This window comes from Apibacter sp. ESL0432 (assembly GCF_019469225.1).
Classification (GTDB): domain Bacteria; phylum Bacteroidota; class Bacteroidia; order Flavobacteriales; family Weeksellaceae; genus Apibacter.
Genome location: NZ_CP048266.1, coordinates 1,772,814 through 1,799,550 on the forward strand (window position 1 = coordinate 1,772,814; position 26,737 = coordinate 1,799,550).

A 26,737-nucleotide genomic window follows, 5' to 3' on the forward strand; every position below is an offset into this window, starting at 1 on the left:
TGACTAACTATCGCTAAGACCTATACTGTCTTTGGCTTCTATGTATAACTCATGTCCTTTTTGTTTTTTGATATTTCCAAGGGTATCATATACCCAGTGGATTTCTACCCATGCTTTCTTTATTAGTTCTCTGTTCGATCTATATTCAGCCAAAAAAACTCCATTGGCCTTCGATTCCTCTATTGTCTCACTTATCTGGGTAAATAATGTTCTGTCGGCAACATCGATATTGCACCCTACCATACCTAATAGGAATACATATGCTAAAATATTTCGTGTTTTTTTATTCATGCTATTCTTCGGATCCGTATAAAAAACTATTTCTTCTTTATCAACAACAATTCTCCCATACATTTTCTTTTTTTTCCTCCGTATATATAATAAATTAAAGTGTCTTTAGATAATTCTTCTTCTGTTATTCTAAAGGTAAGATAATCCATATTCCTGCGCATAGAACCATTGGAAGTATCACCATTCATGCATCTTTCCCATGTTCGTGAGAGACCTATACTGTCTTTTGCATTTATATATAGTATTTGTCCTTCATATTTTACTGTATTTCCAAGAGTATCATATACCCAAGGGATTTCTGCCCATGCTTTTTTTATTAGTTCTCTGTTCGGTCTATATTCGGACAAAAAAACTCCTCTTGCCTTCGATTCTTCTATCGTCTCACTTATCTGAATTACTCTTGTTTTATCTTCAGCATCTATACCACATCCTATTATAATTATTAGGAAAAAACTACTAAAAGCTATTTGTATCTTTTTATTCATACCATTTTTTTGGGTTATAATGATAATATATATTGTAAAATCCATTATTAGGAATAAAGGTTCCTACTCCTCCTCCATAGATTCCTATAGAGTTTAACGCATTTTTAACTACATGAAAACAGTTGGATAATATAAAATGATATTTGGACGTGGCACTCTGAAACGCTACATTCAATGCTTGGGCAACTTCCCTATAACTTAATTTTTTTATAGTCATCATCTTATTATATTCTTTGGTTATTTTTTCATAATTCATCATGGATTCATATGAAGAAAAATATTCATTGGTGAACCTTGATTTCCCCCCAATTATTTCATCTCCATCCAATTGATTACGCCCATCTTTAGATATAAAGCGATAAGATTCTTCTCCGGAATCTTTTAATTTTCCTCCTATTGCTGAATGACCATATCCATTAACAGATTTTGTATTTTCAAATATATACAGCTCTCCTCGCTTAGGATCCTGCATTTTATGTGCCACATGATTTAATCCACTTACAATTAATCCTGTAGCCGCACCTTGCCAGAAATTTCCGTCGGACAATACCGCTCCAAAGCCTCCGCTTAAAGTTCCAAAAAATAGGGTTCCGCCTATTGTATTTTCGTCCATTCCTGCAAGCATACCTCCAATTCCTACTGTTGAAGATACCAGACTACTTATGCCTCCGCTGCTTATCCCTTGTTGTATATCTCCCCCGCTTATTCCCTGTATAATTCCTTGTGTCAATCCATTCATAACTCCCTCTATGCCTGAGGCTAAAATATCAACCTGTAAATTTGTCAAGGTTTGCGTAGAAGTGCATATTCCGGTTCGTATTACACCCGCCAGACTTCCTACACCATAAGCAGCAACTCCACCGGCACTGCCCAAGGCTAAACCTTTTAAAAAGCCTCCCCATAGAAAAGAGTCGGTGCATAATGCATAAGTGGTATAAGTTACGGTTCCTATAGCAGCTCCTAATACTGTCGCACCTAACCAGGCTGATCCTGCTAGAGTAAATAACTCTCCGCTCGGGTCAGTATATTTTAAAGGATTATTCAATACATATCCATAGCGATTGTAATTCTGTGAATTGTAAGGATCTTGGATATTATTATCGGGAGATAAAAATTGTTTTAAAACCGGATCGTACATACGTCCGTTCATATGAATCAACCCTACTTGGCTAAAATGTTCATGACCGGTATATCCGCGGTCCATAAATATAAGTTTCGGATTTTTAGTTTCTATATTTCCTTGTCTATCGGTTACTTGAATAAGTTTCCCCCAAGGATCATACAATCTTTTTTCAATAATACCTCCTTTTTCATTTGTTATAGCCAGTATGGAACCTTGATAATCTCTATGAAAATAAACTAAAGATTCATCCGTTTTCTGATAATTCCCTTTTTTGAAATTAGTGATATTGGCAGCCGGTGATTCGTAGGGATTCCCCCCTATATAGGTTATAATTGTGGTTGAATTCTTATCGGTAACAATTTCTACATCTTGGGCATTTGAATAATATTTTTTTTGTACTTCCTTTGAATTTAATTGAAAGGAAACCGAACTGCGGTTACCATGTATATTGTAGATAAATTTTAAGTCATGAATATTCTTAAATTCCTTATTAGAGCCATAAGATAATTTTTCTACTGCTTTAATTGATGATGGTTTTTTAAATGCGTTATATCTGATTTGTTGAAGTGGGGCAGTTTCGTAATAATTTCTACCCTTTGAATTAAGATATATATCGGATTTTTTATAATGTGCCAATGTTTGATATTGATATTCTCCTACATGCGAATTATCGGTAATTCTCCCATCGTTTGCATAGCGAAGTGTATGAATTCCATTGGCATCGTACCAGGTAACTAATCGCTCAAATCGGTCATAATCAAACTCTTCATTCCAATTGGAGTAATTATTGATTCGAGTATTTAAGTTCCCGTTTCTCCAATTAAATTCATATTCAATATCAAGGAGATGAGACCGTCTTGATGAATGCCTCATTCTTGTTATATATCCAGCCTTATCAATAGTATTATGAATATTTATACCATTACCCAACTTAATCGAAAGGGCTTGCATTCTTTCATTGACTCCTGTTATTTGCCAAACAGGTACATATTTTCCATTTTCTAAACGATCTATTTTTTCCAACATTCCGTTGTTTTCATTATAGCCGTAAGTAACTATAACAGAAGAATATAAATTACCATAGTAAACTATTTTTTCTTCGTTTACTATTTTTCCATAAAAATCATATTTATATTTATTTAAATATGTCACATCCTGCGTAATTTCTTCTGTTCCTGCCAATAGGTTATTGTTGTTATAAGTATAATTATACGTAAAACGTTGATTGTTATAACATCCGTATTCTTTTTTCAATAAACCTGTGTTGGAATATTCATAATTAACATTTAGATAATTACCTATATCATCCATTTTTTTAGAGAGTAGTCTTCCGGTGGGTGAATAAGTATAAGTAGTAGTTCCTTCCGGAGTGGATCCTTTCAACAATTCTCCATAATTATTATATTCTTGAGTATAAGGTTTGGTGCTGACCGAAGGATCCTTAAAAGATATTCTTCTACCCCATCCGTCATATAAATAAGACAGAGTGTGGTCACCATATTTAGCTGTTTTTTGATTTCCGTTGGCAAAGTAGGTATAGTGAATTATCTCACCATTATCGTCAAGCATACGTATATTTCCATTTGCATCTCGAGTTAATGTTTGTTTTTTAACTTCATCATCAGTAGTAACGGACAATCCTTTATAAGTAGTCGTTATGGTTTTACCTGTAAAAAGTTTTTGTTTTACAGGTCGGCTGAATTCGTCGTATTCTATGGTATTCCATCTTAAGGGTCCTTGCCCTTCAATGTATGGTTCACTTTCTTTTATTTTTCTTCCTAATTCATCATATACGGTTTGTTTGGATATATACATTTCAGGTTGATCTCCTTTGATCGTGGATTTTATTTCATTTCCAAATATATCTTTATGTATCCGGGAATATTCATGGGTATCTTCATTGAAAGTGGTTATTTTTATCCCTCCCCCTTCTGTTCTTTCATATAGGGTAATATTAAATAGTGGATCAATTGTAGAACCTATTATTCTTACATCTTCAACTTTCCCCCAATTATCATATCGTGATTCTGTAAGTACACCCTGTGGACTGGTATGACTCAATACCTGCCCCAAATTATTATAAGTGAAATATTCGGTTAGATTATTTATATCTGTTTTTTTAACAACAAATCTTCCGGTAGAATCATATTCTTCTTTAGTTGTTCGAGGAGATACTCCCGGAGCAGATACTGTTTTTTCAATCAAATTGCCAAAAACATCATACTTCATATCCTCGGTTATATAATCGGTACGGTGCCCTTTTTTCATTACCTTGGAAACTAAGTTACCTGAATAGGAATATTTCTCTTCCGAAGTATATTCATCTCCATATGCTGATATTTGGCTATTGGTTTGAATTAATCTTCCTACATAATATCTGGTATCATAGGCATACGGAAAATCATCGTACGTATAATTTATAGTTTTTATTTCTACTCCGTTATCGATGGTTTTTTCTTTTATATTATAAAATCCATCATAACTATATATTGTTTTAGTTTCAACACCTGTTAAGTAATCTTTTTCATTTTGTTCATCAAGTAATTTTGTCCACTTTTTATCACTCGATCTCATGATTGAATATTTAAAATCTTTTTTACTTATTAAATAGTCTTCTTTCTGCTCATTCATAATCAAATTAAGATTATTTCCTCGAGTTATCCAGTTGGATAGCGGGAGACCACGATATTGAGGTGAATATTGAGTAACATTCCAGTTAATTGAAGAAATATTTTGAGATTTCCAACTTGATTCTGCAACTTTTTTAAAACCTAGTAATCCCAATCCTTGAGCATGAGATACTAACCCGAAATATTTGTACTCTTTTTCGCGTTTTTTTCCTCCGGCTGTTATAGAGAGTTTTTTGACAACATCCAAATTAGATGCTTGTGAAATTTCTTTAAAGGGATATTTTTCTGTTAAAGAAGAATGATAAACTCCTTCTATATTTCCTAATCCGTTATTTTTTGAATTAGATTCCAAAGGAGCATATTCAATTTGAGTAACAATATTTCCATCAGATTCTGAAATGCCTGTCAATAATATATCTTTTCTCAAATCTTTATTAAAAGCGCCTTTCCAAATTTCGTTTCCTTGTACAAAAACTAAATTTCCTGTTTTTTGATTATTACTATAATCCGCAAGAAGCAAGGTAATTGGATCACTATATCCATATTTAGACCATATGCCGGTATCAATGGGTGAGGCAAACATCGGTTTTTGTTCTCCTCCCAAATTCTCATAGTATTGCAAACTTGCTTTTCCGTTTCTCGATCCGTCCCATCCGTTTCCATATGATTCATATATTGAAATTATAAAATCCGATTTACCGTCTTTATTGAGATCTGCTACCCTATAGGTTTTATATCTTCTTCTTTTGGTGTGACTTTTACCTTTCCATAAGGGAAGATATTCTGCTAAATTTTGATAAAAGACTTTTTCAAAATCGTTTCCTTTGGATAAATATAAATACCAGTTAGAAGATCCTTCCTTTTCAGGAATCAAAAGGTCTGTTTTTCCGTCTCCATTGAAATCGCCAAAAAGAACGGGTTTTATACCATCATATTCCGGTATATTACCACTTACTATAATTTTCAACTCTTTGTCTTTGGTTAGTGTCGAAATACTAAAATCGCCAACTTTTCCATAACCGGCTTTTTTATTAAAACTGATAATATCTGATTTTCCGTCTCCATCAAAATCAATCACATAATTGTTTGTATACATTAAAAAATCAGCTTTATTTAAAACTCGATAACTTTCCTTATCAGGCAATAAGGGATTCATATCAACATAATACGGTAAAATATATTCTTTACTTGGGCTGGTTATACAATGGAGGTTCGGCCTTCTTGAATGTAGATAGTCTCCATTTCTCCAGTAATCTGTACCGTCTATATCACGTAATCTTTTTATACTTTTATCAGCACTCCCCAAAACTATGATCTCAGATATTCCGTCTCCATTAAAATCGCCTTCGATGAAATCATAATATACTTTATTGGTGTAAGTAAATTTTTTACTCGGATCACCGGCACATTCATCTGCATGGAAACCTCCGTGCGGATACTTAATTTTTCTAGTATAGTTTTGTTCAAATTTATTTTGTTCCTTATTAAAGTTAGATACAGTCAAAATTAATTCATTATCTGTATGATTTTTGAAATCTGAAGGTGCCAAATAACTCAAATCGTTATTCTTATAAGTTACTATAGATTGAAAATTATTCATTTTACCCCGAGTTAAGGTTGAAATTGGATAATTTAAAAGCTTTTCTGTATTTATCTGAATTACACTACCACTTTCTTTTCCAAGATTTTGAAATAAATCTTTATACAACTTCCCTCCGGCTATTACATCTACTTGTCCGTTTCCACTGAAATCTCCGATCATATTTATATACTTTAAATCCCATAAAGCATCGGATTTATCTTTTATATATGAATCAAATGTATTATTGGTTGTATTATAAGAAAAATTAATTGGATTGGACGGGTCTCCATTTCCATTAAATTCTTGTACTGAAACCACTCGTTGGTAATTGCCTGTGATTGCCTTATGATTAATTTGATATTTTCTAAATAATTGATTACCTGCAGTTACCTCTATTTTATCCAATATACGGTTATTGACCATTTTTATTCCATGTACATAAGCAAACTCCGGACGCTCTCTTTTTTTATAATAAAATTGAATAGTGTTACTGTATCCGGTATCTTTCTTTTCATTTTTTCCCCATACTATTTTATTAATATAGGTTGTATTTTGATTCCTGTCATAAAAGTACTCAATATAATTACCTTGTAAATCAACCCATTTTTTTATAAGCCATTCGGTTACACCTCGGGAATCGTCTGATGAACCGTATAAAGCCATGGTCCCATCCGGAAAAAGTACTTTAAAATATTTTGGCCTTTTCCCATCTATTCCCGGCATTGATACCATACCCACAGACACAATATAAAGATTCGAATAAATTTCAGTTTGATATACTGTATTTTCTTTTCCGTAGTCTCCTTCTCTAATAACTAAACGTTGTCCATCTAAGGAATACTTATCATTTTCATTAAAATTAACTCCATCCACAAATCCATCAATATCTATTCGGGTAGAAACTAATGAAATAGAAGAAATTCCGGCTATATTCCACCCATACCCGGCTATTCCATTATCTGAAGAGCTGTTGTAAGTTAATGCTATTTGGGGTGCAACATTTTTTATTCCGGGCGGTAAAGCTATGGGAACTTTATAATTAGTTGACCCGAAAGTGGAAACATTTAATTCTCCTTTAGAATCTGCAAAATGAGATAATGGTCCTTTTTCCGGAGGGTACAATTCGTTGCGATCTTCTTCGATGAAATCACCTATTACACGAAGCAAAGGGTTATCAGGGTTCTCTAGATCTTTCTTATCCATTTTATTTTTAATTCCATTTACGTTTTTATCTAAATCATTATTTTCAGATAAAAGCGATTGGGCTGTCATCGGTAGTGTCATAGAGAGAAAGACAGACATACCTAGGGTATATATAAATTTCATTTTTATGTAATTAGTTTGAGGGTTGTGGCTTATTTTTTAATAATGGAGTGATTAATTATTCTTCCATCTGAACAATATATTTTAACATAATATACTCCTGAAGGCCTTTGACTCATTGAAAGAACTGCTTTTTGATCCGAAGCCCTAAATTTAACTTCTTCTATCAGTTTAGCATTATAAGCAGACAATTCTATCTTAACTAGTAAGTTAGCTATTTGAGTATCCCACTTGATGATTAATTCAGTTTCCACCGGATTAGGATATATCTCTAATCCATTTGTGGCAGTATACATTATAGGTCCATCAGGAACGGGAATAATAATGACTGGCTCAGGATTTAGCGGCAAGGGAATGGACTGCGAATCATCATCATATTGCAATATTCTTAACTCTTGATTTCCGGAAATATCATAATCAAAGTAAAGACTCTGGGCAGTTAAAGAGATTATTCCTGTCAACAAACAGAATAAAAATAAGAAAAAATATTTCATAGTAATGAATTTAAAATAGTTATTATCCCCCAAAGATATAAAATAAAATTAAGTCAATACTATGTAATTATATTTTTATTTAAAAAAATAAGGGATTGCTATAAAATAAAGCAATCCCTCGGGGTTATTTTTGGTTTTTTTTATCTATTTTAACTCTTTAATTCCGAAATTTTTAAAAGCAAAAGCAAATTTATCTGCAGTTTCTTCAATAAGTAAATCAATAGGTTTTCCGGCTCCATGTCCGGCCCTGGTTTCAATTCTTATTAAAACCGGATTTTTGCAATTTTGTTTATCTTGTAATTCTGCAGCAAATTTATAGGAATGAGAAGGAACTACTCGGTCATCATGATCTCCGGTTGTAATTAATGTTGCAGGATAGCAAATTCCTTTATTAACATTATGTACCGGAGAATAGGATTTAAGATAAGTAAACATTTCTTCATTATCTTCTGCTGTTCCATAATCATACGCCCACCCGGCTCCGGCGGTAAACGTATGATATCGTAACATATCAAGAACACCCACAGCCGGTAAGGCAACTTTGGCTAAATTTGGCCGCATGGTCATTACTGCTCCTACTAACAATCCCCCATTGGATCCTCCCGATAAGGCTAAGTATTCTGAAGATGTATATTTGTTGGATATTAAATATTCACCGGCGGCTATAAAATCTTCAAAGACATTTTTTTTCTTTAATTGAGTTCCAGCGTCATGCCACTTTCTACCGTATTCCCCTCCTCCTCGAAGGTTAGCAACTGCATAGACTCCTCCATTTTGTAACCACACGGCAGTCGCTACAGAAAATACGGGAAGCAGACTAATTTCGAATCCTCCATATCCATATAAAAGGGTTGGATTTTTCCCATTGAACTGTGTCCCTTTTTTATAAGTAATTGTCATCGGTATTTTCGTTCCGTCTGATGAAGTATAAAAAATTTGTTTACTCTCAAATTGATTCGGATCAAAGTTTATCTCAGGTTTTTTGTACAGCTCTGATTTTCCGTTTTCCGTATCTAACTTAAAAACGGTTGATGGATATATGTAGCTGGTAAAGGAATAATATATTTCTTTTTGATGAGATTTTCCTGTAAAGCCTGTTGCCTGACCTAATCCGGGTAATGGTAAGGTTCGTATTAAGTTACCATTTAAATCGAATTGCTTCACTTCAGAATGTACATCAACAATATAGTTAGCAAAAAAATATTTATTAGCACCGGTCACATGTAAGACTGATTCAGACTCCGGTATGATCGTTTCCCATTTCGGCTCTTTCTGCCCTAATTGTGTTACATTCAATCTTACCAATTTTTTATTGGGTGCCTGTTCATTGGTTTCAATATATAACCAATCTCCATCGGTAGTGATTACTTCGTAATTATTGGTAAAACCGGTTACGATGGGTTGTATTTTATTTTTATTTTGGGTGTCCAGAATATATAGTTCATTACCCGATGTTGAATTTGCTGCCGTGATTATTATATATCGTTGATCTTCGGAAACCTTTGCATTGATATATCTTCTTGGTGTTTCTTCTCCCCCGAAAATTATCGGGTCTTTGGATTGAGATTCCTTTAAGGAATGAAAATACAAGATATGATGCTCTGTTTTCCCCGATAATTGACTTCCTTCTTTCGGCTTTTGATAACTCGAATAATAAAATCCTTCATTGGATTTCCAAGCTATGTTTGAAAATTTAACGTGAGTTAATGTATCTCCAATCTGTTTTTTAGTTTGGGTTTCTATTACTACTACTTTCCTCCAATCTGAACCACCTTCCGATATTTGATAAGCGGCTAGGCTTCCGTCTTTACTGAAAGAAATATCACCTAAAGAAGATGTACCGTCTTTAGAAAAGGTATTGGGATCTAAAAATACCTCTTCTTTTCCTCCGGAAGTTAATTTTCTATAAAGCACCGATTGAGATTGCAAACCATTATTCTTATAATAATAGGTATAGTTTCCTTCCTCAAAAGGTGCTGAAATTCTTTCATAATTCCACAGCTTTTTAAGCTGGTCTTTTAGTTGATTTCTAAACGGTATGTTTTGTAAATACTCAAATGTCAACTCATTTTGAGTTTTTATCCATTGTTGAGTTTTAGGAGATTGATCATCTTCCAACCATCTATAAGGAGCCGGAACTTTTTCTCCAAAATATTCGTCAAACACCGATTGTTTTTCTGTACTAGGATATTTCATGTGTTGTGCATTTACGGTTAAGCATGAGACTAAACTTAACGTAATTATTTTTGGTTTTATCATAAAAACTAATTAATAATTATAAAATTAAAAAAAACCTTTAATTAACAAATTAAAGGTTAGATAAAATTATGGATGTTAAAAATATTAAAAGCTGTAATTATATTCGGTCAAATTTTTGAATTCATTAAGTCTATTTTCATACTCCAAGGAAGATAACTCTTGCAATTTCTCTGTACCGAATTTTTCAACCGTGAAAGAAGCTAATGCACTTCCCACGATAATAGCTTTTTTCATGTTTTCATAGGATAAATCTGCCGTTTGGGTTATATAGCCTGCAAATCCCCCGGCAAAAGTATCTCCGGCACCCGTTGGATCAAAAACATCTTCTAAAGGCAGAGCGGGAGCAAAAAATATTTTATTTTCATTAAACAATAAGGCACCATGTTCACCTTTTTTTATAATCACTACCTTAGGACCCATGCTTTGAATTTTTTTTGCTGCTTTAACTAAGCTGAATTCCCCCGATAATTGTCGGGCTTCTGCATCGTTTACTGTTAATACATCTACTTTGGAAATAATTTGAAGCAATGAATCCCAAGCGGTATTCATCCAGAAATCCATAGTATCTAAGATTACCAATTTTGGTTTATCAGTCATTTGTTCTAAAACAGATAATTGTATGGCGGGATGTAAATTTCCTAACATTACAATTTCAGAATTTTTCTGAGATTCGGGTATTTTGGGCTCAAAATTTTCCAACGCATTTAATTCGGTGATTAATGTATCTCGATTATTCATATCTATATGATATTTTCCTGACCAAAAAAAAGTTTTTCCGTCTTCTATTTTTTTTATTCCTTCAATACCTATGGAATTTTTATGAAATACCTCTATATATTCAGGTTTAAAATCACCGCCTATTACAGAAACAAGGTTAACTTCTGCTCCCAGCTTGGAAGCAGCCAAACCTATATAAGTGGCAGCTCCACCTAAAATTTTATCAGTTTTCCCAAATGGGGTTTCTATGGCATCGTATGCTACGGTACCCACTGCTAGTAATTTCATTTATTTTAATTAAAATTGTGTGTCTACAAAGATAAACCTATTGTAAAAGATAAGAAAAGTTTTACCGAAAAATATAACCTGTTTTATAAAAAATTTTTTACTTAAATACCTATACTTCAATATTTATTAAATATATATTTAAATTCATTCAGGTTGATTTTTATTTTCGACAACTAATTCTATTCTCCTTACGGCTATTTATTTTTTGACTTAAATCCGTAGGATAAGCCTATACCAAATGTTTGTCTTGTTTGAACTCTTTCTATTTGATCGTGATCATAAATTAAGTCAAAGGTTAGTTTCGTGGATATGTGGTTATTGACTTTCATATCTATAACACTTCCAAAATTCACATCAACCCTTTCGGTATGAGATAAGTAATTGGTAAATAAAGACAAAGCATTATCCCAAACAACATTTTTCATGATTTCAACTTTATATTTAGCGGTAACCATTGCCCCAAGTTCCATAAACATACAGTCTCCGTCATGTTTTAATCCGTAATTATCTTTTTTCTGCAACTTTCTGTCCAGAACAAATGTATTTTTAGAGGTTATAGGTAATAATGATAATTGAAAATTTCCATCCGGCTTATAATCAAAACCAACCCCCAACGTTAAATAGCCCGGAGACATAAAAGAGGAAATTCTGTCTTTGGAAGTGTAATCAGGATGGGCAGAATAATCATATCCGTTAAACATTTGTGTTTTAAAAGACATATCTATACTTGCATACCAATTCTTAGATATGCTCCGTCCATACATCGACTCAAGTAACAAAATATCATCTGTTTTTCTCATCTTATCGTTTTTGTTGTTAACTTGACCATAACCGATAGTTATTGTATTTTTAAAAATATTTTTTCCTTTTTTGTAATCTAAGGAATATTTTATTCTTGCTGATCCTCCAAAAGAATTTGTTCCTCCGGCTATCCAATGTGAAAATGAACTTTGATTTACTATAAGTGAATGGTCTCCACTAATTTTCCAATTTTTAGTTTTCTTGGGAACGGTTACCGTATCTGTAACAGGATTTTCTGTACCTAATTGTTGAGCATAAATAAAATGTGAAAGGATGGATACAAATAAAAATAATAAAATTTTCTTCATCATTCTTGATCGATTTATTGGTTTTAAAAAAAAGTTAAATATAGCAAGTATTCAATTTACGCATTAGTTTACTTTTATTTATCAATTAAAGGATTGAATTGATATTGTTTTTCTTGTGTTATGTAAGTTTCTTGTTTAATGAAATAAATAATATACGAATATATTCGTATATTATCTAAATTCAAAATTAAATATGCGTATTGTTGATAACCTTACTAATTATTTATTAAAAAATGAGAATTTTTAATTATTTATTGGTCGCAAAATACTTCATAGAAATATAAATGGAGAGTGTTTTATAGTGAGGTAAAATCAAAATGAACATGAATGCAAAAAAAATAAAAATAACTATAAGAGCAATATCATATATAGCTGTTGTTATTATTCAGCTATATATGATGTAACTAATTTATATTAACTAAAAGATAAATTTTATTTTTTGCTTTTATAAAGAACCGGATTTAATTCGTCATCATTGTACATCTTCATTTGTTTATATACTTTCATATACTTTTTCCCGGCTGAGTAGTCTTCTAAAAGTTCTTCTATTGCAGTAGACAGATCCACATACTGTTGTTGTAAAACATCTAATTTTTTCTGACAGCTTTCTTTGTGTTCTTGGCCTGCATCCGGACGTTCAACCTCAGCTTTCATATGATAAATCTTTAAAGATAAAATCGATAAACGATCTATAGCCCAAGCCGGACTTTCCGTATTTATTTTTGCATCGGGAAGAATTTGAACGTCCTTATATTTATTTAAAAACCAGCTATCCAAATTTTCTACCCGATCAGTCCTTTCTTGATTAGATTTGTCAATCCACCTTTTTAATCGTAAGGCTTCAATCGGATCAATATTTTCATCTCTAATTAGGTCTTCCAAATGCCATTGAACGGTATCAATCCAATTTTTTAAATACAATAAATGTTCAAGGCTATCTTGAGGATATGGGTTGTTAATTCTCTGGTTTACATCATCTTTTACATGATAATCCTGAATACTTTGGTTAAATATTTCCCAGGCTTTTTCTGTAAATTTCATGTTGTTATTTATTATTTTACTAATAATTAATTTGTGATTAGTTTTCGTCTTTAGAATTGGATGATGATTGAGAATCTTTTTTCTTTTCATCATCTGACTTAGTAGCATCTTTAAACTCCTTCAAACCTGTTCCCAAACCTCTCATCAATTCAGGAATTTTTTTCCCACCAAACAATAATAATACTACAATCAATATTATTACTATAGACATAGGATGTTCAAATAATCTCATAATTTTTTTGATTTGTTTCAAAGTTAATGAATTTTTGAAAATTCTTAACTTCAATAATACATTTTCTATAAATAACTTACATACCGGATAACCAGTTGGATGGATTTTGAGGAACAGTACCTTTCCATACCTGGAACCCTAAAAGGGTGGTATTCGTATCGTCTGTGTAAATTTTACCTAACGCTTGACCTGTTTTTACTTTGTCTCCTACGGAAACAATAACGGTTGAAAGGTTAGAATATAAGGTAAAATAATTTCCATGACTAATCAATACTGCTTTCCCTCCTCCGGGAACTATCAAAATTCTGCTTACTGATCCGTTAAATACGGATTTAGCCAAACTACCCGGTGCAGCAGCTATCTCAACGCCTTGATGCTCTACATAAATATTCGGTACTACCGGATGTGGCGTTCTACCAAATCCCGAAACCACTGTTCCTGCAACCGGCCAAGGAAGTGAGTTTTTATTGGCTTCAAAATTTCTAGAAAGTGTTTCTGAAGCACTCGTATTTATGTTAGGAATATCTAAGGACTTCTTCTTTGCAACTGCTTTTTCTTCTGCAATTTTTGCATCTTGTGCTTTTTGGGATGCTAATTTTTCGGCTGCCGACTTTTCAGCAGCTGCCTTTTCAGCAGCTTTTCTAGCGTCATCCGCCCTTTTTGCTGCTGCTTTATCATTAGCCTCTTTTTCAGCGGCTAATTTAGCGGCTAAGGCTTGTTCTGCTGCTTTTTTAGCTGCAGCCGCTTTTTGCGCAGCCATTTTTTCTGCCGCCATATGAGCCTCCATTGCTTTTTTAGCTCGTTCTTCTTCTATTGTTTTTTTTCGTAATCTTTCCGCTTCTTCTGCCTTTCTTCTTTCTTCTGCCTCTTTCGCCTTAACAACTCTAAGCTCTTCTGCAATAATCGCTTGAACCTGTCTTTCCAATGCCTTTCTTTGTGATTGTTTTTGCTTTATTTTTTCAGCTAAATCACCTTGCTCCTTCATATATCGCTCAACTAAAATTTCTTTTTCTTTCTTTTCTGTGTTTAGTTGATTGATTTGGGCTTGTTGTTGAGCCAAAACCTCTAATTTTTCTTTTTTTGCGGCTTCTCTCAATTCGATGGTATGCAAAATTTGCTGTTGTTTTTCATTAATTTCAGCAACTTTTTCATCTTGAAATTCCGAATATTTCTGTAAATATTTTATACGTCGAAAAGCTTGGGATATGTTTTCTGACGATAATATGAATAAAATCTTATTTTGAACGGATTTATTTTTATAGGATCGTATCAATACATCTGCATAATCTTCTCTGAGCTTTTTTAATTCTCTTCGTAATTTATTAACTGCTAATTGATTTAAATATATTTCTTCATCTAATACTCTGGCTTCTTTCCGTGTGGTGTTGATCAATTTTGCCCGTACGCTGATTTTTTTATTAAGATTCGCAATATATGTAATAGATGTTTTCGATTCATTTTTACTTGAAATCAAAGCCTTGTTTAGTTCGGCAATCTCTTGTTTTAACTGAGCACTCTGTTTTTGAAGGTCTTCTTTCTTATAGGGTAACTGACTATAGATAAATATAGTTAGTAAAAGAAAGAAAAATGTATATATTTTTTTATTAATAGCCATTAATTAATTTTTCTTTGCGAATATCCCTTTGGAATTTCAAAAGGCGTTTCCATATTAACGAACTCAAATTTATTATAATTCAATGTAATTTTAATCTCTTTTTCTCCTTTTATGAAAATTTTAATATTTCTTGGCAAAATTTTATTCTCAATATTTATATAATCATCATAATCTATCTGTAAATACGTATTTTTTGATGGATCATCCATACGTATCTGTCTTAAATTAGAATTGGAATCGAAGGTAAGTCTTCTTGAAAAATTTCTTGCATCTTTACCACTGCCTACTTTCATAGTTTTTTTGGAAGTAAGTATGTAGTAATTATTCTCAATTGAAAAATTAAAATCGTTGATATCTAGAGGAAAAAATAATTTACCTATCAATAAATCTTCAATATTTTTATAGGTTAAAAAATCTACTTTTAAGAGATTATTTAGATAATCAAAATTTGAATCAACATATGTTTTTCCTAATCTTTCGTACATCTTAAATCCTCCCGGATAAATAGAAGCTCTTGCTAAAGGAAGAATTAAAGATGCGTTAGCCCAAATTTGATTTCCTTTATCAATATATAGGGTTAAGGCTACCGAAGGATATGAATTCCCCGATTCTATATCTGCATTGGCTTTTATCTTTAAAGTAGTAAAATCGACAGGTTGAGCAATAGTTTTAACTAAATTTTCAACACTTGCATTTTCATACTTAATTTCTTTTTCATTGATGGATATTCCTTTTTGGGTTTTACATGAAAATATCAATGCAGAAGCCAAGAATAGAATCAGTAATTTTTTCATATCTTTTATTTAGTTTCCAATACACTAAAGTCACCTAAGCTTAATGATCGAGAGACCCCAATATACTTAGCAGAATTACCAATCATTGAATTGGTAAGATTTCCGTGACTTATCTGAGTGTTTTCTTGTATCAACGAATTTTCTATATTACTTTTATTAATTTTAGTTCCATTGCCTAAAGAAACATTGGGACCTATTTTTGAGTTAATTATTTCTACATTTTCACCGATGAAACACGGTGGAATAATTAAACTGTTTTCAATTTTAGCACTTTCAGGATATAAAGCTAATTCATCTTTTTCATAATTTAAAATTTTAGAATTAGTTTCTACCGTTACATCCTTGTTTCCACAATCCATCCAGTCATCTACTTTTCCAAGTGTAAATTTAGCACCTTTATCTCTTAGAATATCTAAAGCATTGGTCAGCTGATATTCATTAGCTACTTTAATATCATTATCAATCAGATAATTTATTTCATTCATTAATTTATCTGCATCCTTGAAATAATAAATACCAATAATTGCTAAATCAGAGACAAACTCTTTGGGTTTTTCAACGATTCCTTTTATAATACCGTATTCATCTAATTTCACCACTCCAAAAGCACTCGGATCTTCCACTTTTTTAACCCAAATTACTCCATCTGAATTTTTATCTAATTGAAAATCTGCTTTAAATAACGTATCCGCAAATGCAATTATAATGGGGCCTTTCATACTTTCTTTAGCACAATGAATGGCATGTGCCGTACCTAAGGGACATAATTGATGATAGATAGTACCTTTAGCTCCTAGTTTTTCAGCAATATCAATTAATTGATTTTCCGTTTCTTGTCCAAAATCGCCTATTATAAATGCTATTTCTTCTATTTTATCATCCACTACTTTAGCGATGTCTTCAACTAATCTTTGAACGATGGGTTTTCCTGCAATAGGTATCAACGGTTTTGGAATAGTCAATGTATGCGGCCTCAACCTTGACCCTTTACCAGCCATTGGAACAATAATTCTCATAATTTATCTAATTAAAATGTTCTTAAAAAGTTTTTTTAGTATTACTAATTTTATTTGATACCTGAACTTCCATATCCCCCTGTACCTCTCACCGTTTCACTCAATTCTTCCACTTCTTCCCAAACTATTGTTTCATGTTTTGCTATCACTAATTGCGCTATCCTCTCTCCATCATTTATAGTAAAATCTTCTTTAGAAAGATTTACTAAAATTACCCCTAATTCACCTCTATAATCAGCATCTATAGTTCCCGGAGAATTAGGACAACCTATTCCGTGTTTAATGGCTAATCCACTTCTTGGACGGATTTGCCCTTCATATCCGGGAGGTATTTCAATATATAGTCCTGTAGGTATTATTTTTCTTTCCAAAGGCTTTAATAATACAGAAGCTTCCAAGTTTGCTCTTAGATCCATTCCTGCGGAAAAGGCCGTTTTGTATTCGGGAAGCTCATGCTTTGATTTATTTATAACTTTAATTTTCATTATAATTATCCCTATTTTTATTACTTTACAAAATAATAATAAAATTCACAAATTACAAAAAATAACTTAAATTATCTAATTACTTATTTAAAGGATAGCCATTTTAAATTTACATATAAAAATGTAATATAATAATATACATTTAGCGAAGATATCCTCTTACATACTATTTAAAAATACTAACTTTACAACTTTATAATAATTATAATTTTCTTATAATGAAAGAAATGTTTATTAAAGACCTTACTTCTCGTTATAACTATAAGGGAGAAAAAATAATGCTTGGAAAAGCTATGTTAGATGGCCAAATAGTACCGGAAGTTGAAATATCGGTTCCTTTAAAAATGATAAACAGACACGGTTTAATTGCGGGTGCTACGGGTACCGGAAAAACCAAAACTCTTCAGGTATTGGCCGAGCAACTTTCCCTTAAAGGTGTTCCAACCTTATTAATGGATATCAAAGGTGATTTAAGTGGAATTGCAAAAGCCGGTGATCCTAATAACCCCAAAATACTGGAACGTTATAAAAAATTAGATTTATCTTACCATACACAAGGATTCCCGGTGGAATTATTAACTATTTCACAAGAAAAGGGAGTCAGACTCAGAGCTACGATTACTGAATTTGGACCTATATTATTAAGTAAAATCCTTGAACTTAATGATGTTCAAACCAGTATCATGTCAATACTTTTTAAATATTGTGATGATAAGAAACTTCCCTTACTTGATCTTGACGATTTACGAAATGTTTTACAATTTGTAACCGACAATGATCAAGGCAAATCGGAATTGGCTCAAAACTACGGTTCAATTGCTCCCAGCTCTTTAGGTTCAATTTTAAGAAAGATTGTTTCTTTGGAACAACAAGGCGCCGGTCGTTTTTTTGGAGAACCCAGCTTTAATACAGACGATTTATTGGAAGTTAGAAACGGGTTGGGAGTTGTGAGTATTATTCGTTTAACAGATATTCAAAATCAACCCCAATTTTTTTCAACTTTTATGTTGAGCTTATTGTCTGAAATATATCAGACCTTTCCTGAGGTAGGTGATCTTGATAAACCCAAACTTGCCATTTTTATAGACGAGGCCCATCTTATATTTAATGAGGCTTCTAAAGCTTTACTTAATCAGATTGAAACTATGGTTAAGCTTATACGTTCCAAAGGTATTGGATTATATTTCTGCACCCAGGTTCCGGGAGATGTTCCCGAAGGTGTTTTAAGTCAGTTAGGATTAAAGATACAACATGCATTGCGAGGCTTTACCGCAAAGGACAAAAAAGAGATAAACAAAGCGGTTGAAAATTATCCGACTTCTACATATTATAAGGCTAATGATCTGATACAACAATTAGGTATAGGAGAAGCATTTGTAACTTCATTAGATGAAAAAGGAATCCCTACTCCTTTGGCAGATACATTCATGATCTCACCAAGTTCTCGTATGGATGTACTTACTTCCGATGAAATTGATGAGATTGTAAATAATTCTGACTTGGTTAAAAAATATGCGGAAGATATTAATAAAGAAAGTGCTTATGAAATTCTTAGTGAAAGAATGAATGCCGTTTCTAATGATAAAAATTCTACAACTACAGAAACTCAAACGAACAAAAAAGGAAACACAACTACTCAAAAATCCGAACCCTCTTTATTTGAAAAAATAATGAATTCACCATTTGTTAGAGATATTGGAAGAACATTTGTACGAGAAGGGTCAAAAATGTTTTTCGGAGCTTTAGGGGTTAAAAAAAATACAAGAAGAAAAAATTAATTTTTGACGAGTATAGATATTTTTATATGGACTATGCAATTTTAGATGTGGAAACCAGCGGTGGTAAATTTAATGAAGAAAGTTTAATTGAAATCGCCATATATAGATTCGATGGAGAAAAAATTACAGATTCTTTTAGCTCTTTAGTCAACCCTGAAAAGGATATACATTTTTATGTTCAAAAGCTCACGGGCATTACGCAAAAAATGGTAAAAACTTCACCCAAATTTTATGAATTGGCAAAGCGAATTGTTGAAATCACGGATGATGCCATTCTTGTTGGACATAATATTAGTTTCGATTATCGTGTAATACGCAGTGAATTCTCTCGTTTAGGATATGATTATCAACGACCCACCCTGGATACTATCACATTAAGCCGAAATCTAATTCCGGGTATGACCTCCTATTCTTTAGGTAAACTTTGTGATTCGCTGGGAATTCCTGTAAGTGATAGACATAGAGCTCATGGAGATGCTCGCGCTACCGTTAAATTGTTTCAGCTTTTATTAGCTAAAGATTTACATAAAAATATTATTGGATCATCCATAAAACATAGCAACTACCAATCTTTAAATAAAAAAATACTTTCTTTTTTAGAAAAGCTTCCCCTTGAAACCGGAGTTTTTTATTTTCATGATGAAAATGACAAAATTATATACATCGATAAAGGTTTAGATATTTCTACTAAAGCCAGACAGATTTTAACTTCAAAAAGTAAAAGGTCAAGAATTTTACAAGTTAAAACCAAAGAAATCAGTTTTGAGCTTACCGGAAATGAAATTATTGCGAACATAAAGGCTTTAAATGAAATTAAAATTAATCGCCCCCTTTATAAGCCTACTAAAGAAAATTATACTACTATATTCGGTATTTTCTTTACGCCACCCACTTTAAGCATTGATTTTATCAATTCTAAAAATAAAAAATATGCTTTATTCGCTTTTGAAACCTTAGATAAAGCTGAAGATGCATTACTTTCTTTACAAAAAAAAATAGACAATGGTGTAAATATACTTTCAGAAATAAATTTTCAAACAGATCCATATATTTTATTAACAGATAAGGGAAGAACATTCGGTGAAAAATCTTTTTTGTTTTTTGAAAACGGTCATTTTAAAGGATACGGTTTTTATTCCCTGCACACACAAATAAAAAATGTAGAACAGATAAAAAAAATAATGGTTCAATCCACCATAAATGCTGAAATTTTACTTCAAATACGTAATAAATTTTTCATTTCAAATAAGTTACAAAAAATTATTATTTCAGAACCCAACCTCTTCAGTTAAATTCAATTTAAACATTTTTTTTAAAAAAGTATATCATTCTATTTTTCTATAAGGTGTGTATTATGAATTAATTAATTATTTTATAATATAATCAGTTCTTATTATGAGAAAAAGAAATTTTTTACCAATAGATTCTTATTTTTGTAATTATATATACTAAAAAAAGATGAAAGGGATACTTTTGGTCAATCTGGGATCACCAAAAACTCCATCAGAACAAGATGTTCGAGTTTATTTGCGTGAGTTCCTAATGGACAAACGGGTAATTGATGCGCCGTGGTTAATTCGTAAATTCATTGTGGAATGCATGATCTTACCTAAAAGACCTAAAGAATCTGCTCATGCCTATCAAAATATTTGGTGGAAGGAAGGCTCTCCTTTAGTTGTAATTTCAAAAAGAATTACTCAACTATTGCAAAAAAAGTTAAAATATCCCATTGCATTAGCGATGAGATATCAAGAACCTTCCATTCAAAATGGTCTGCTCGAATTAAAAAATCAAGGAGTTTCAGAAGTTTTGGTTATTCCATTATACCCTCAATATGCAATGAGCACAACTGAAACTGTAGTAGAAAAGACTAAAGAAATTCAAAAAAAGTATTACCCGGATATATCAATAAGCTTTCTACCTCCTTTTTATAATGATGAAGAATATTTAGAGGTTTTAAGCAATTCTATAAAAAAACAGCTGCCCGAATCCTACGATTTGATTTTATTCAGTTATCACGGTCTACCTGAACGTCATATTTACAAAACCGATCCGACTAAGCAATGTCGAATTGACGATACTTGTTGTTTTGAAAAAGGATTGGCATCTCATCCCTACTGCTACCGACATCAATGCTATTACGTTACCGAAAAAGTTCGCCAAAAATTAGGTTTAGATACATCTAAAATCAGGCAAACCTTTCAATCCAGATTAGGCAGAGATCCCTGGTTAAAACCTTATACTGATAAAACTTTGGAATCTCTTCCTTCTGAAGGGGTATCTAAAATAGCGGTTGTGGCACCTGCTTTTGTATCCGATTGTCTTGAAACTTTGGAAGAACTTGCGATAACGGACAAAAAATTATTTATGGATTGCGGAGGCAAAGAATTTCATTATATAAAATGCCTGAATGAAGATGAGAATTGGATAAACTGGTTACAAGAAAAAATTAATACTTATTTATATCAATCTTAGTTAATGGTTTATCCAACAGAAAATTTAAATTATAAAATTCTTTATTACTTTTGTTTTAATATTCAATTGTTTTGAAAAGGTTAATAAAGAATATATTACTTCAGATATCCAAAGTATCTTTTCCCGTTCTATATGGTATCTCAACTTTTTTGTATTTTATTATATATTATATCATTGGTTATAGAAAAAAAATTGTCAGAAATAATCTCTTAATTGCTTTTCCTGATAAAACCAAGGAGGAAAGATTGAAAATTCAAAAACAGTTTTACAGAAATTTTATGGATTTTATGGTTGAACTGATTAAAACATTTTCGATGAAGGAAGAAGATTATGATGAGAGAATCAAATTTGTAAATTTGGAAGTTTCGCAACAATGCCATAAAGAAAAAAAAGATATCATTATGCTTATCGGACATATGTTCAATTGGGAATGGTTAACAGGAATTTCCATGGATTTAAGTCAGAAGCATTCATATGCTGTATATAAAAAAGTGGCAAATAATTTTTTTGATCAGGAAGTACATGAATCTCGCGCCAGGTTTGGAACTGTTCCTCTTTCGGTTAAAGAGGTGGTAAGATCCATGATTAAATTGCCTAATGACGGTTCTCATGTATTTTTGTTTGTTGCGGATCAAAGCCCATTTAAAAGTAGAATTCATTATGAATTAAATTTTTTTAATCGAATAACTCCCGCTTTTAATGGATATGATAAAATTGCTCGAAAAAAAGATTATGCGATTGTGTATGTTGATATGGTTAAGGTGAAAAGAGGAAAATATGAAGCTCATTTGAAACGTATTCTTCCTGATGGCGACCAATTCAGGGAAAACGAAATTGTCGAAAAATTTTACTCTGAATTAGAACAAAATATAAAATCCAATCCAAGTCTTTGGCTTTGGTCTCATAAAAGATGGAAATACACAAGCGGAATAGATTATCAACTTTAGCAATTGCTATACTTAACTATAACGGAATTGGCTGGTTTGAGAAATTTTTACAAAAGGTAATCGATTACAGTCCGGGCTCATCTATATATGTAATTGATAATGCCTCAACGGATGATTCTATATATTACTTGCAAAAAAATTTTCCTTCGGTAAAAATCATACAAAACAATAAAAATTATGGTTATGCGGGTGGATATAATGAAGGTTTAAAATTTATTTCGGAAGATATTTATTGTTTATTAAATTCTGATGTGCAAGTTACTGAAAACTGGACAGTACCCATTTTAAAATTATTTCAAGACAATTCGAATATTTCAGCTATTCAGCCTAAAATTAGAAGTTATAAGGAAAAAGATTATTTTGAATTTGCAGGAGCTGCAGGTGGTTTTATAGATAATTTAGGTTATCTGTTTTGTCGCGGTAGAGTTTTTTTCAGTCTCGAAAAAGATACGGGACAATATAATGACAACTGCGAAATATTTTGGGCAACCGGAGCTTGTTTATTTATAAGAAAGGTGGATTTTTGGGAAAATGAAGGATTCGATTCCGATTTTTTTGCTCATATGGAAGAGATTGATCTTTGCTGGAGATTAAAAAATAAAGGTAAAATTATTTATTATTGTTCAGAGTCTACGGTATATCATGTGGGAGGTGGCACTTTGGATGTTTACAATCCTGAAAAGACTTATCTTAATTTCAGGAATAATCTTTTGATGCTTATTAAGAATTTACCGTCCGATCAAGTAGTATGGATTATTTTATTCCGGTTGTTATTAGATGGATTGGCAGGAATTAGATTTCTTTTTTCAAATGGTTGGAAACATTGTTGGGCCATCGTTCGGGCTCATTTTGCTGTTTATCGAATGTTGCCTAAATTTTTAAAAAAACGTAAAGCCGGAATTAAAAAATATTATAACAAAAAATACATTATATTTCAATACTTTGTTGAAAAAAGGAATACATACACGCGCTTAAAATAAATTCTTATTAATTTATTTAGCTATCTACTTTTTTATAACTTTACAAACTGTTTATATTTATAAAACTATGGAATTAGCAAGAATACAACAACTTGAAAATTTAGCCAAAGAATTTGGCACTCCTCTTTATGTTTATGATGCCGATATAATTAAAAATCAATATAACAGGCTAGTTAAAGCATTTAAAAGCGTTAAAAAAGTCAAGTTAAATTATGCGTGTAAAGCTAATACCAATCTTAATATTTTAAAATTCATTAAAAGTATTGGTTCCGGATTGGACACTGTATCCATACAAGAAGTTCAGTTGGGTTTAAGAGCCGGATTCGAACCAAAAGAAATTATTTACACTCCCAACGGGGTTTCTTTTCAAGAGATTAAACAAGCCGTTCAGTTAGGCGTTCGTATCAATATTGATAATCTTTCGATTTTAGAAACTTTTGGTCATGAAATAAAAAATTATCCTGTTTGCATTCGAATTAATCCTCACATTATGGCAGGTGGCAACACTAAAATTTCAACCGGCCATATTGATTCGAAATTTGGAATTTCTATTCATCAGCTTCCTCATGTTTTGCGAATCGTAAATAATACGGGAATCAAAGTGGAAGGAGTACACATGCACACAGGTTCCGATATACTTGATGTGGAAGTTTTTCTTAAAGGAGCTGAAATACTTTTTAATGTTGCTAAGGAATTTCATGATCTAGATTATATTGATTTCGGAAGCGGATTTAAAGTTGCTTATAAGGAAGGAGATCATGAAACCGATATTAATTATTTGGGTAAAAAATTGGGAGAGCGTTTTAATGAGTTTCAAAAAACATATCCGCATGAATTGACCCTTATGTTTGAGCCGGGTAAATTTTTAGTTAGTCAATCCGGATTTTTTATTGTTTCAGTAAATGTAATCAAGCAAACTACTTCAACTGTTTTTGCTGAAGTTGACAGCGGGTTTAATCATTTGATACGCCCTATGTTTTATAATGCTCACCATACCATAACTAATCTTTCCAATCCTGAAGGAAGACACCGATTTTATACTGTGGTAGGCTATATTTGTGAAACCGATACTTTTGGAACGAATCGAAAGATAAGCGAAATACACGAAGGTGATTTGCTTTGTTTTCAAAATGCAGGGGCTTATTGTTTCTCCATGTCCTCCAATTATAACTCAAGATTGAAACCTGCTGAGGTTTTATTAATAAACGGTAAACCTCACTTAATCAGACGAAGAGAAAATTTAGACGATTTATTAACTACTACGGAGGAAATTTCTATTTAAAAAATTTGGAAAAAGAAAAAAGGTTTGTATATTTGCAACCGTTAAAAATAACCTACCTATAAGGTAGCCGGAGAGATGGCAGAGTGGTCGATTGCGGCGGTCTTGAAAACCGTTGACTGTAACAGGTCCGGGGGTTCGAATCCCTCTCTCTCCGCTAATAAACCCGCTTAAATAGCGGGTTTTCTTGTTTTTACGCGGTTTATAGCCCTTTTTTACGTTTTTTTACCTGTGCCATATTCTGCCAATTTTTTGATACCTTTTTTAAAGAAAGTATCAAATCTTTTGATACTTTTTGAATATAAAATAGATTTAACTCATATTAGTTACAAAAAAATGTCATTTACAGAGTTATATTTTCCTTTTAAAGCGCTAAAAACTATATCTATACATTTATTAACACTATTAAAGTCAGTCATAAATCCTTAAATATATTAGCTTTATACTAGTAAGATTTTCAACCAAAAGTATATTATTATCTAAATTTTACGGGTTTATTTTACAATAAAATATATTTTTAAATAAATTATTTTAATGCATAAGATTATTCCATCATAAAACAATCGTTATATTAATTTTAAATGAAATTAAAAATATATACTATTGATATGTTTATTCTTGATTTTTCTTATTTATTTTCTTATTCAACAGTAGTCTTTTACATGTAAAACCTATTACAATAACTAATATAGATATAATTATTCCATAATTTGAGAATACATATTGTATATGTTCCCCTCGTTGTGAATTAACCTGTTTAACTTTAGTTTCTTTTATTGGTTTACTTTTTTCGACATATGCATAATCTGCCTCATAAATTTGATCAGCGGAGTCATTAGGATCATCGGGTTGATAACTTTCTTTGAATTTATTTTTTTTTCTTTTCAAATAATCGGTTAGCCCGGTAGCAGCAGCAAAGGCATCGTAATCAATTCCTGCTTTTTTACCTCCAATATATTTATAAACACGTTTATTATACTCCGGATCAGTTGAGATTTGTTTCCTAAATCTTTTTAAATCATAACCTTTTTGGGGACCATTTAAATAAATGTATAAATCGAATATATATTTATCATTCATTTTATTTTCTTTGAATTGATAATTATTTAATTAAAAAAATCTCAATACATTTATATCTAAACTTATTTAATTCAAATTTTAAAATATAAAAATATTGAGATTTAAAAATCAAGTACCTTTTTTATAATTTTAGATTTGGAAATATCACAATAAAAATTTTCTTATTAATCTATTGATTTCTTATTTTTCCAATGTAAATATCTTAACGGTGTGACCAACAATAATAGCTTCCTTGTTGTGCACAATTTCGGCATTGGTACCCGTCTTTTTTTTATTTTAATACATTGACCGTACTGGCAATTTCTTTCTTGTGATACCTTTTCTGAATTTGTAAATGAAGTTAGAAAGCTCACAGCTGTTAAAGTAAAAGATGTAATAATTAATAATTTTTTCATGATTATAATTATTTAAGGACTTCAAACTCAAAAGTCAATTTTTTTAATAAAAATAAGCTGTGAGTTTGTAGTCTCTTAATTGCAATCTGAAAGAACCTAAAATAAATGAACAAGTATTTTTCCTCCATTGGATATTTGCCATCGTTTCTACTTATTATCATATATATTTAAATTTGGTAGAATTCAGATAACAAAATAAAAAGCTAACAGCTTAATCTTAACCTATAAACTTACTCAAAATTACAAATAAAATAAAATGTGTAATTATAATTACTTTTAATTAACTGAATATATAATTAATTATTATCATCAAGTGAAA

Annotated in this window: 20 protein-coding genes and 1 tRNA gene; 7 read left to right on the plus strand and 14 right to left on the minus strand. The window is 31.6% G+C overall.

Annotated elements, in window-relative coordinates; all coding sequences use genetic code 11:
- Positions 1 to 3 precede the first annotated feature (3 nt).
- The 13 genes from GYM73_RS07585 to dut form a co-directional block, all read right to left on the minus strand.
- Complete coding sequence (locus GYM73_RS07585) at positions 4 to 354, minus strand: hypothetical protein (protein ID WP_220233463.1); 351 nt, start codon at positions 352 to 354, stop codon at positions 4 to 6.
- Positions 318 to 776, minus strand: coding sequence for a hypothetical protein (locus GYM73_RS07590; protein WP_220233464.1), 459 nt, complete (start codon positions 774 to 776; stop codon positions 318 to 320). The genes GYM73_RS07585 and GYM73_RS07590 overlap by 37 nt, the downstream gene beginning before the upstream one ends.
- Positions 769 to 7,437, minus strand: coding sequence for an RHS repeat-associated core domain-containing protein (locus tag GYM73_RS07595; RefSeq protein WP_220233465.1), 6,669 nt, complete (start codon positions 7,435 to 7,437; stop codon positions 769 to 771). The genes GYM73_RS07590 and GYM73_RS07595 overlap by 8 nt, the downstream gene beginning before the upstream one ends.
- A 29-nt stretch (positions 7,438 to 7,466) precedes the next feature.
- The gene (locus tag GYM73_RS07600) at positions 7,467 to 7,928 is read right to left on the minus strand and encodes a T9SS type A sorting domain-containing protein (protein ID WP_220233466.1); all 462 of its coding nucleotides are present in this window, start codon (positions 7,926 to 7,928) and stop codon (positions 7,467 to 7,469) included.
- Between the two features lie 144 nt (positions 7,929 to 8,072).
- Positions 8,073 to 10,187, minus strand: a complete 2,115-nt coding sequence (locus GYM73_RS07605) for a prolyl oligopeptidase family protein (protein ID WP_220233467.1) — start codon at positions 10,185 to 10,187, stop codon at positions 8,073 to 8,075.
- An 84-nt stretch (positions 10,188 to 10,271) separates the two neighbouring features.
- Positions 10,272 to 11,192: a PfkB family carbohydrate kinase gene (locus GYM73_RS07610; protein WP_220233468.1), complete on the minus strand. Its 921-nt coding sequence runs from the start codon at positions 11,190 to 11,192 to the stop codon at positions 10,272 to 10,274.
- Positions 11,193 to 11,386: 194 nt separating this feature from the next.
- Positions 11,387 to 12,304 carry a DUF3078 domain-containing protein gene (locus GYM73_RS07615; protein ID WP_220233469.1) on the minus strand — a complete coding sequence of 306 codons (918 nt, stop codon included), beginning with the start codon at positions 12,302 to 12,304 and terminating at the stop codon, positions 11,387 to 11,389.
- A gap of 429 nt (positions 12,305 to 12,733) precedes the next feature.
- Positions 12,734 to 13,342, minus strand: a complete 609-nt coding sequence (locus tag GYM73_RS07620; protein WP_220233470.1) for a DUF4254 domain-containing protein — start codon at positions 13,340 to 13,342, stop codon at positions 12,734 to 12,736.
- Positions 13,343 to 13,379: 37 nt separating this feature from the next.
- Complete coding sequence (gene tatA / locus GYM73_RS07625) at positions 13,380 to 13,574, minus strand: twin-arginine translocase TatA/TatE family subunit (RefSeq protein WP_160541855.1); 195 nt, start codon at positions 13,572 to 13,574, stop codon at positions 13,380 to 13,382.
- Positions 13,575 to 13,650: 76 nt separating this feature from the next.
- Positions 13,651 to 15,189 carry a murein hydrolase activator EnvC gene (locus tag GYM73_RS07630; protein WP_160541854.1) on the minus strand — a complete coding sequence of 513 codons (1,539 nt, stop codon included), beginning with the start codon at positions 15,187 to 15,189 and terminating at the stop codon, positions 13,651 to 13,653.
- Positions 15,189 to 15,983, minus strand: a complete 795-nt coding sequence (locus tag GYM73_RS07635; RefSeq protein WP_220233471.1) for a DUF4292 domain-containing protein — start codon at positions 15,981 to 15,983, stop codon at positions 15,189 to 15,191. Before GYM73_RS07635 ends, GYM73_RS07630 begins: the two co-directional genes overlap by 1 nt.
- Positions 15,984 to 15,988: 5 nt before the next feature.
- Complete coding sequence (locus tag GYM73_RS07640; protein ID WP_160557065.1) at positions 15,989 to 16,999, minus strand: sugar phosphate nucleotidyltransferase; 1,011 nt, start codon at positions 16,997 to 16,999, stop codon at positions 15,989 to 15,991.
- 50 nt (positions 17,000 to 17,049) lie between these two features.
- The gene (gene dut / locus GYM73_RS07645; protein WP_105296616.1) at positions 17,050 to 17,484 is read right to left on the minus strand and encodes a dUTP diphosphatase; all 435 of its coding nucleotides are present in this window, start codon (positions 17,482 to 17,484) and stop codon (positions 17,050 to 17,052) included.
- Between the two features lie 218 nt (positions 17,485 to 17,702).
- On the opposite strand from dut, the gene GYM73_RS07650 reads away from it, so the two are divergent.
- From GYM73_RS07650 to GYM73_RS07680, 7 genes are all read left to right on the plus strand, one after another.
- A complete protein-coding gene (locus tag GYM73_RS07650) occupies positions 17,703 to 19,262 on the plus strand; it encodes a helicase HerA-like domain-containing protein (RefSeq protein ID WP_220233472.1) in 1,560 nt (519 codons plus the stop codon).
- 26 nt (positions 19,263 to 19,288) lie between these two features.
- Positions 19,289 to 20,554, plus strand: coding sequence for an exonuclease domain-containing protein (locus GYM73_RS07655; protein WP_220233473.1), 1,266 nt, complete (start codon positions 19,289 to 19,291; stop codon positions 20,552 to 20,554).
- Positions 20,555 to 20,720: 166 nt separating this feature from the next.
- Positions 20,721 to 21,737 (plus strand): ferrochelatase, encoded by a 1,017-nt coding sequence (gene hemH, locus GYM73_RS07660; protein ID WP_220233474.1) that lies wholly within the window; start codon positions 20,721 to 20,723, stop codon positions 21,735 to 21,737.
- 71 nt (positions 21,738 to 21,808) lie between these two features.
- Positions 21,809 to 22,684 carry a lysophospholipid acyltransferase family protein gene (locus GYM73_RS07665; RefSeq protein WP_166004477.1) on the plus strand — a complete coding sequence of 292 codons (876 nt, stop codon included), beginning with the start codon at positions 21,809 to 21,811 and terminating at the stop codon, positions 22,682 to 22,684.
- Positions 22,648 to 23,664 carry a glycosyltransferase family 2 protein gene (locus GYM73_RS07670; RefSeq protein ID WP_220233475.1) on the plus strand — a complete coding sequence of 339 codons (1,017 nt, stop codon included), beginning with the start codon at positions 22,648 to 22,650 and terminating at the stop codon, positions 23,662 to 23,664. Before GYM73_RS07665 ends, GYM73_RS07670 begins: the two co-directional genes overlap by 37 nt.
- A 67-nt stretch (positions 23,665 to 23,731) precedes the next feature.
- Complete coding sequence (lysA, locus tag GYM73_RS07675) at positions 23,732 to 24,946, plus strand: diaminopimelate decarboxylase (RefSeq protein WP_160569110.1); 1,215 nt, start codon at positions 23,732 to 23,734, stop codon at positions 24,944 to 24,946.
- 69 nt (positions 24,947 to 25,015) lie between these two features.
- Positions 25,016 to 25,100 (plus strand) — tRNA-Ser (locus GYM73_RS07680).
- A 455-nt stretch (positions 25,101 to 25,555) separates the two neighbouring features.
- Here GYM73_RS07680 and GYM73_RS07685 read toward each other — a convergent pair.
- Positions 25,556 to 26,023 (minus strand): hypothetical protein, encoded by a 468-nt coding sequence (locus tag GYM73_RS07685; RefSeq protein ID WP_220233476.1) that lies wholly within the window; start codon positions 26,021 to 26,023, stop codon positions 25,556 to 25,558.
- Positions 26,024 to 26,737: the final 714 nt, after the last annotated feature.

Bases quoted from the DNA above. Each gene is read 5' to 3' on its own strand.
- GYM73_RS07585 (WP_220233463.1), bottom strand. From the start codon at position 354: ATGTATGGGAGAATTGTTGTTGATAAAGAAGAAATAGTTTTTTATACG.
- GYM73_RS07590 (WP_220233464.1), bottom strand. From the start codon at position 776: ATGAATAAAAAGATACAAATAGCTTTTAGTAGTTTTTTCCTAATAATT.
- GYM73_RS07595 (WP_220233465.1), bottom strand. From the start codon at position 7,437: ATGAAATTTATATATACCCTAGGTATGTCTGTCTTTCTCTCTATGACA.
- GYM73_RS07600 (WP_220233466.1), bottom strand. From the start codon at position 7,928: ATGAAATATTTTTTCTTATTTTTATTCTGTTTGTTGACAGGAATAATC.
- GYM73_RS07605 (WP_220233467.1), bottom strand. From the start codon at position 10,187: ATGATAAAACCAAAAATAATTACGTTAAGTTTAGTCTCATGCTTAACC.
- GYM73_RS07610 (WP_220233468.1), bottom strand. From the start codon at position 11,192: ATGAAATTACTAGCAGTGGGTACCGTAGCATACGATGCCATAGAAACC.
- GYM73_RS07615 (WP_220233469.1), bottom strand. From the start codon at position 12,304: ATGATGAAGAAAATTTTATTATTTTTATTTGTATCCATCCTTTCACAT.
- GYM73_RS07620 (WP_220233470.1), bottom strand. From the start codon at position 13,342: ATGAAATTTACAGAAAAAGCCTGGGAAATATTTAACCAAAGTATTCAG.
- tatA (WP_160541855.1), bottom strand. From the start codon at position 13,574: ATGAGATTATTTGAACATCCTATGTCTATAGTAATAATATTGATTGTA.
- GYM73_RS07630 (WP_160541854.1), bottom strand. From the start codon at position 15,189: ATGGCTATTAATAAAAAAATATATACATTTTTCTTTCTTTTACTAACT.
- GYM73_RS07635 (WP_220233471.1), bottom strand. From the start codon at position 15,983: ATGAAAAAATTACTGATTCTATTCTTGGCTTCTGCATTGATATTTTCA.
- GYM73_RS07640 (WP_160557065.1), bottom strand. From the start codon at position 16,999: ATGAGAATTATTGTTCCAATGGCTGGTAAAGGGTCAAGGTTGAGGCCG.
- dut (WP_105296616.1), bottom strand. From the start codon at position 17,484: ATGAAAATTAAAGTTATAAATAAATCAAAGCATGAGCTTCCCGAATAC.
- GYM73_RS07650 (WP_220233472.1), top strand. From the start codon at position 17,703: ATGAAAGAAATGTTTATTAAAGACCTTACTTCTCGTTATAACTATAAG.
- GYM73_RS07655 (WP_220233473.1), top strand. From the start codon at position 19,289: ATGGACTATGCAATTTTAGATGTGGAAACCAGCGGTGGTAAATTTAAT.
- hemH (WP_220233474.1), top strand. From the start codon at position 20,721: ATGAAAGGGATACTTTTGGTCAATCTGGGATCACCAAAAACTCCATCA.
- GYM73_RS07670 (WP_220233475.1), top strand. From the start codon at position 22,648: ATGGAAATACACAAGCGGAATAGATTATCAACTTTAGCAATTGCTATA.
- lysA (WP_160569110.1), top strand. From the start codon at position 23,732: ATGGAATTAGCAAGAATACAACAACTTGAAAATTTAGCCAAAGAATTT.
- GYM73_RS07685 (WP_220233476.1), bottom strand. From the start codon at position 26,023: ATGAATGATAAATATATATTCGATTTATACATTTATTTAAATGGTCCC.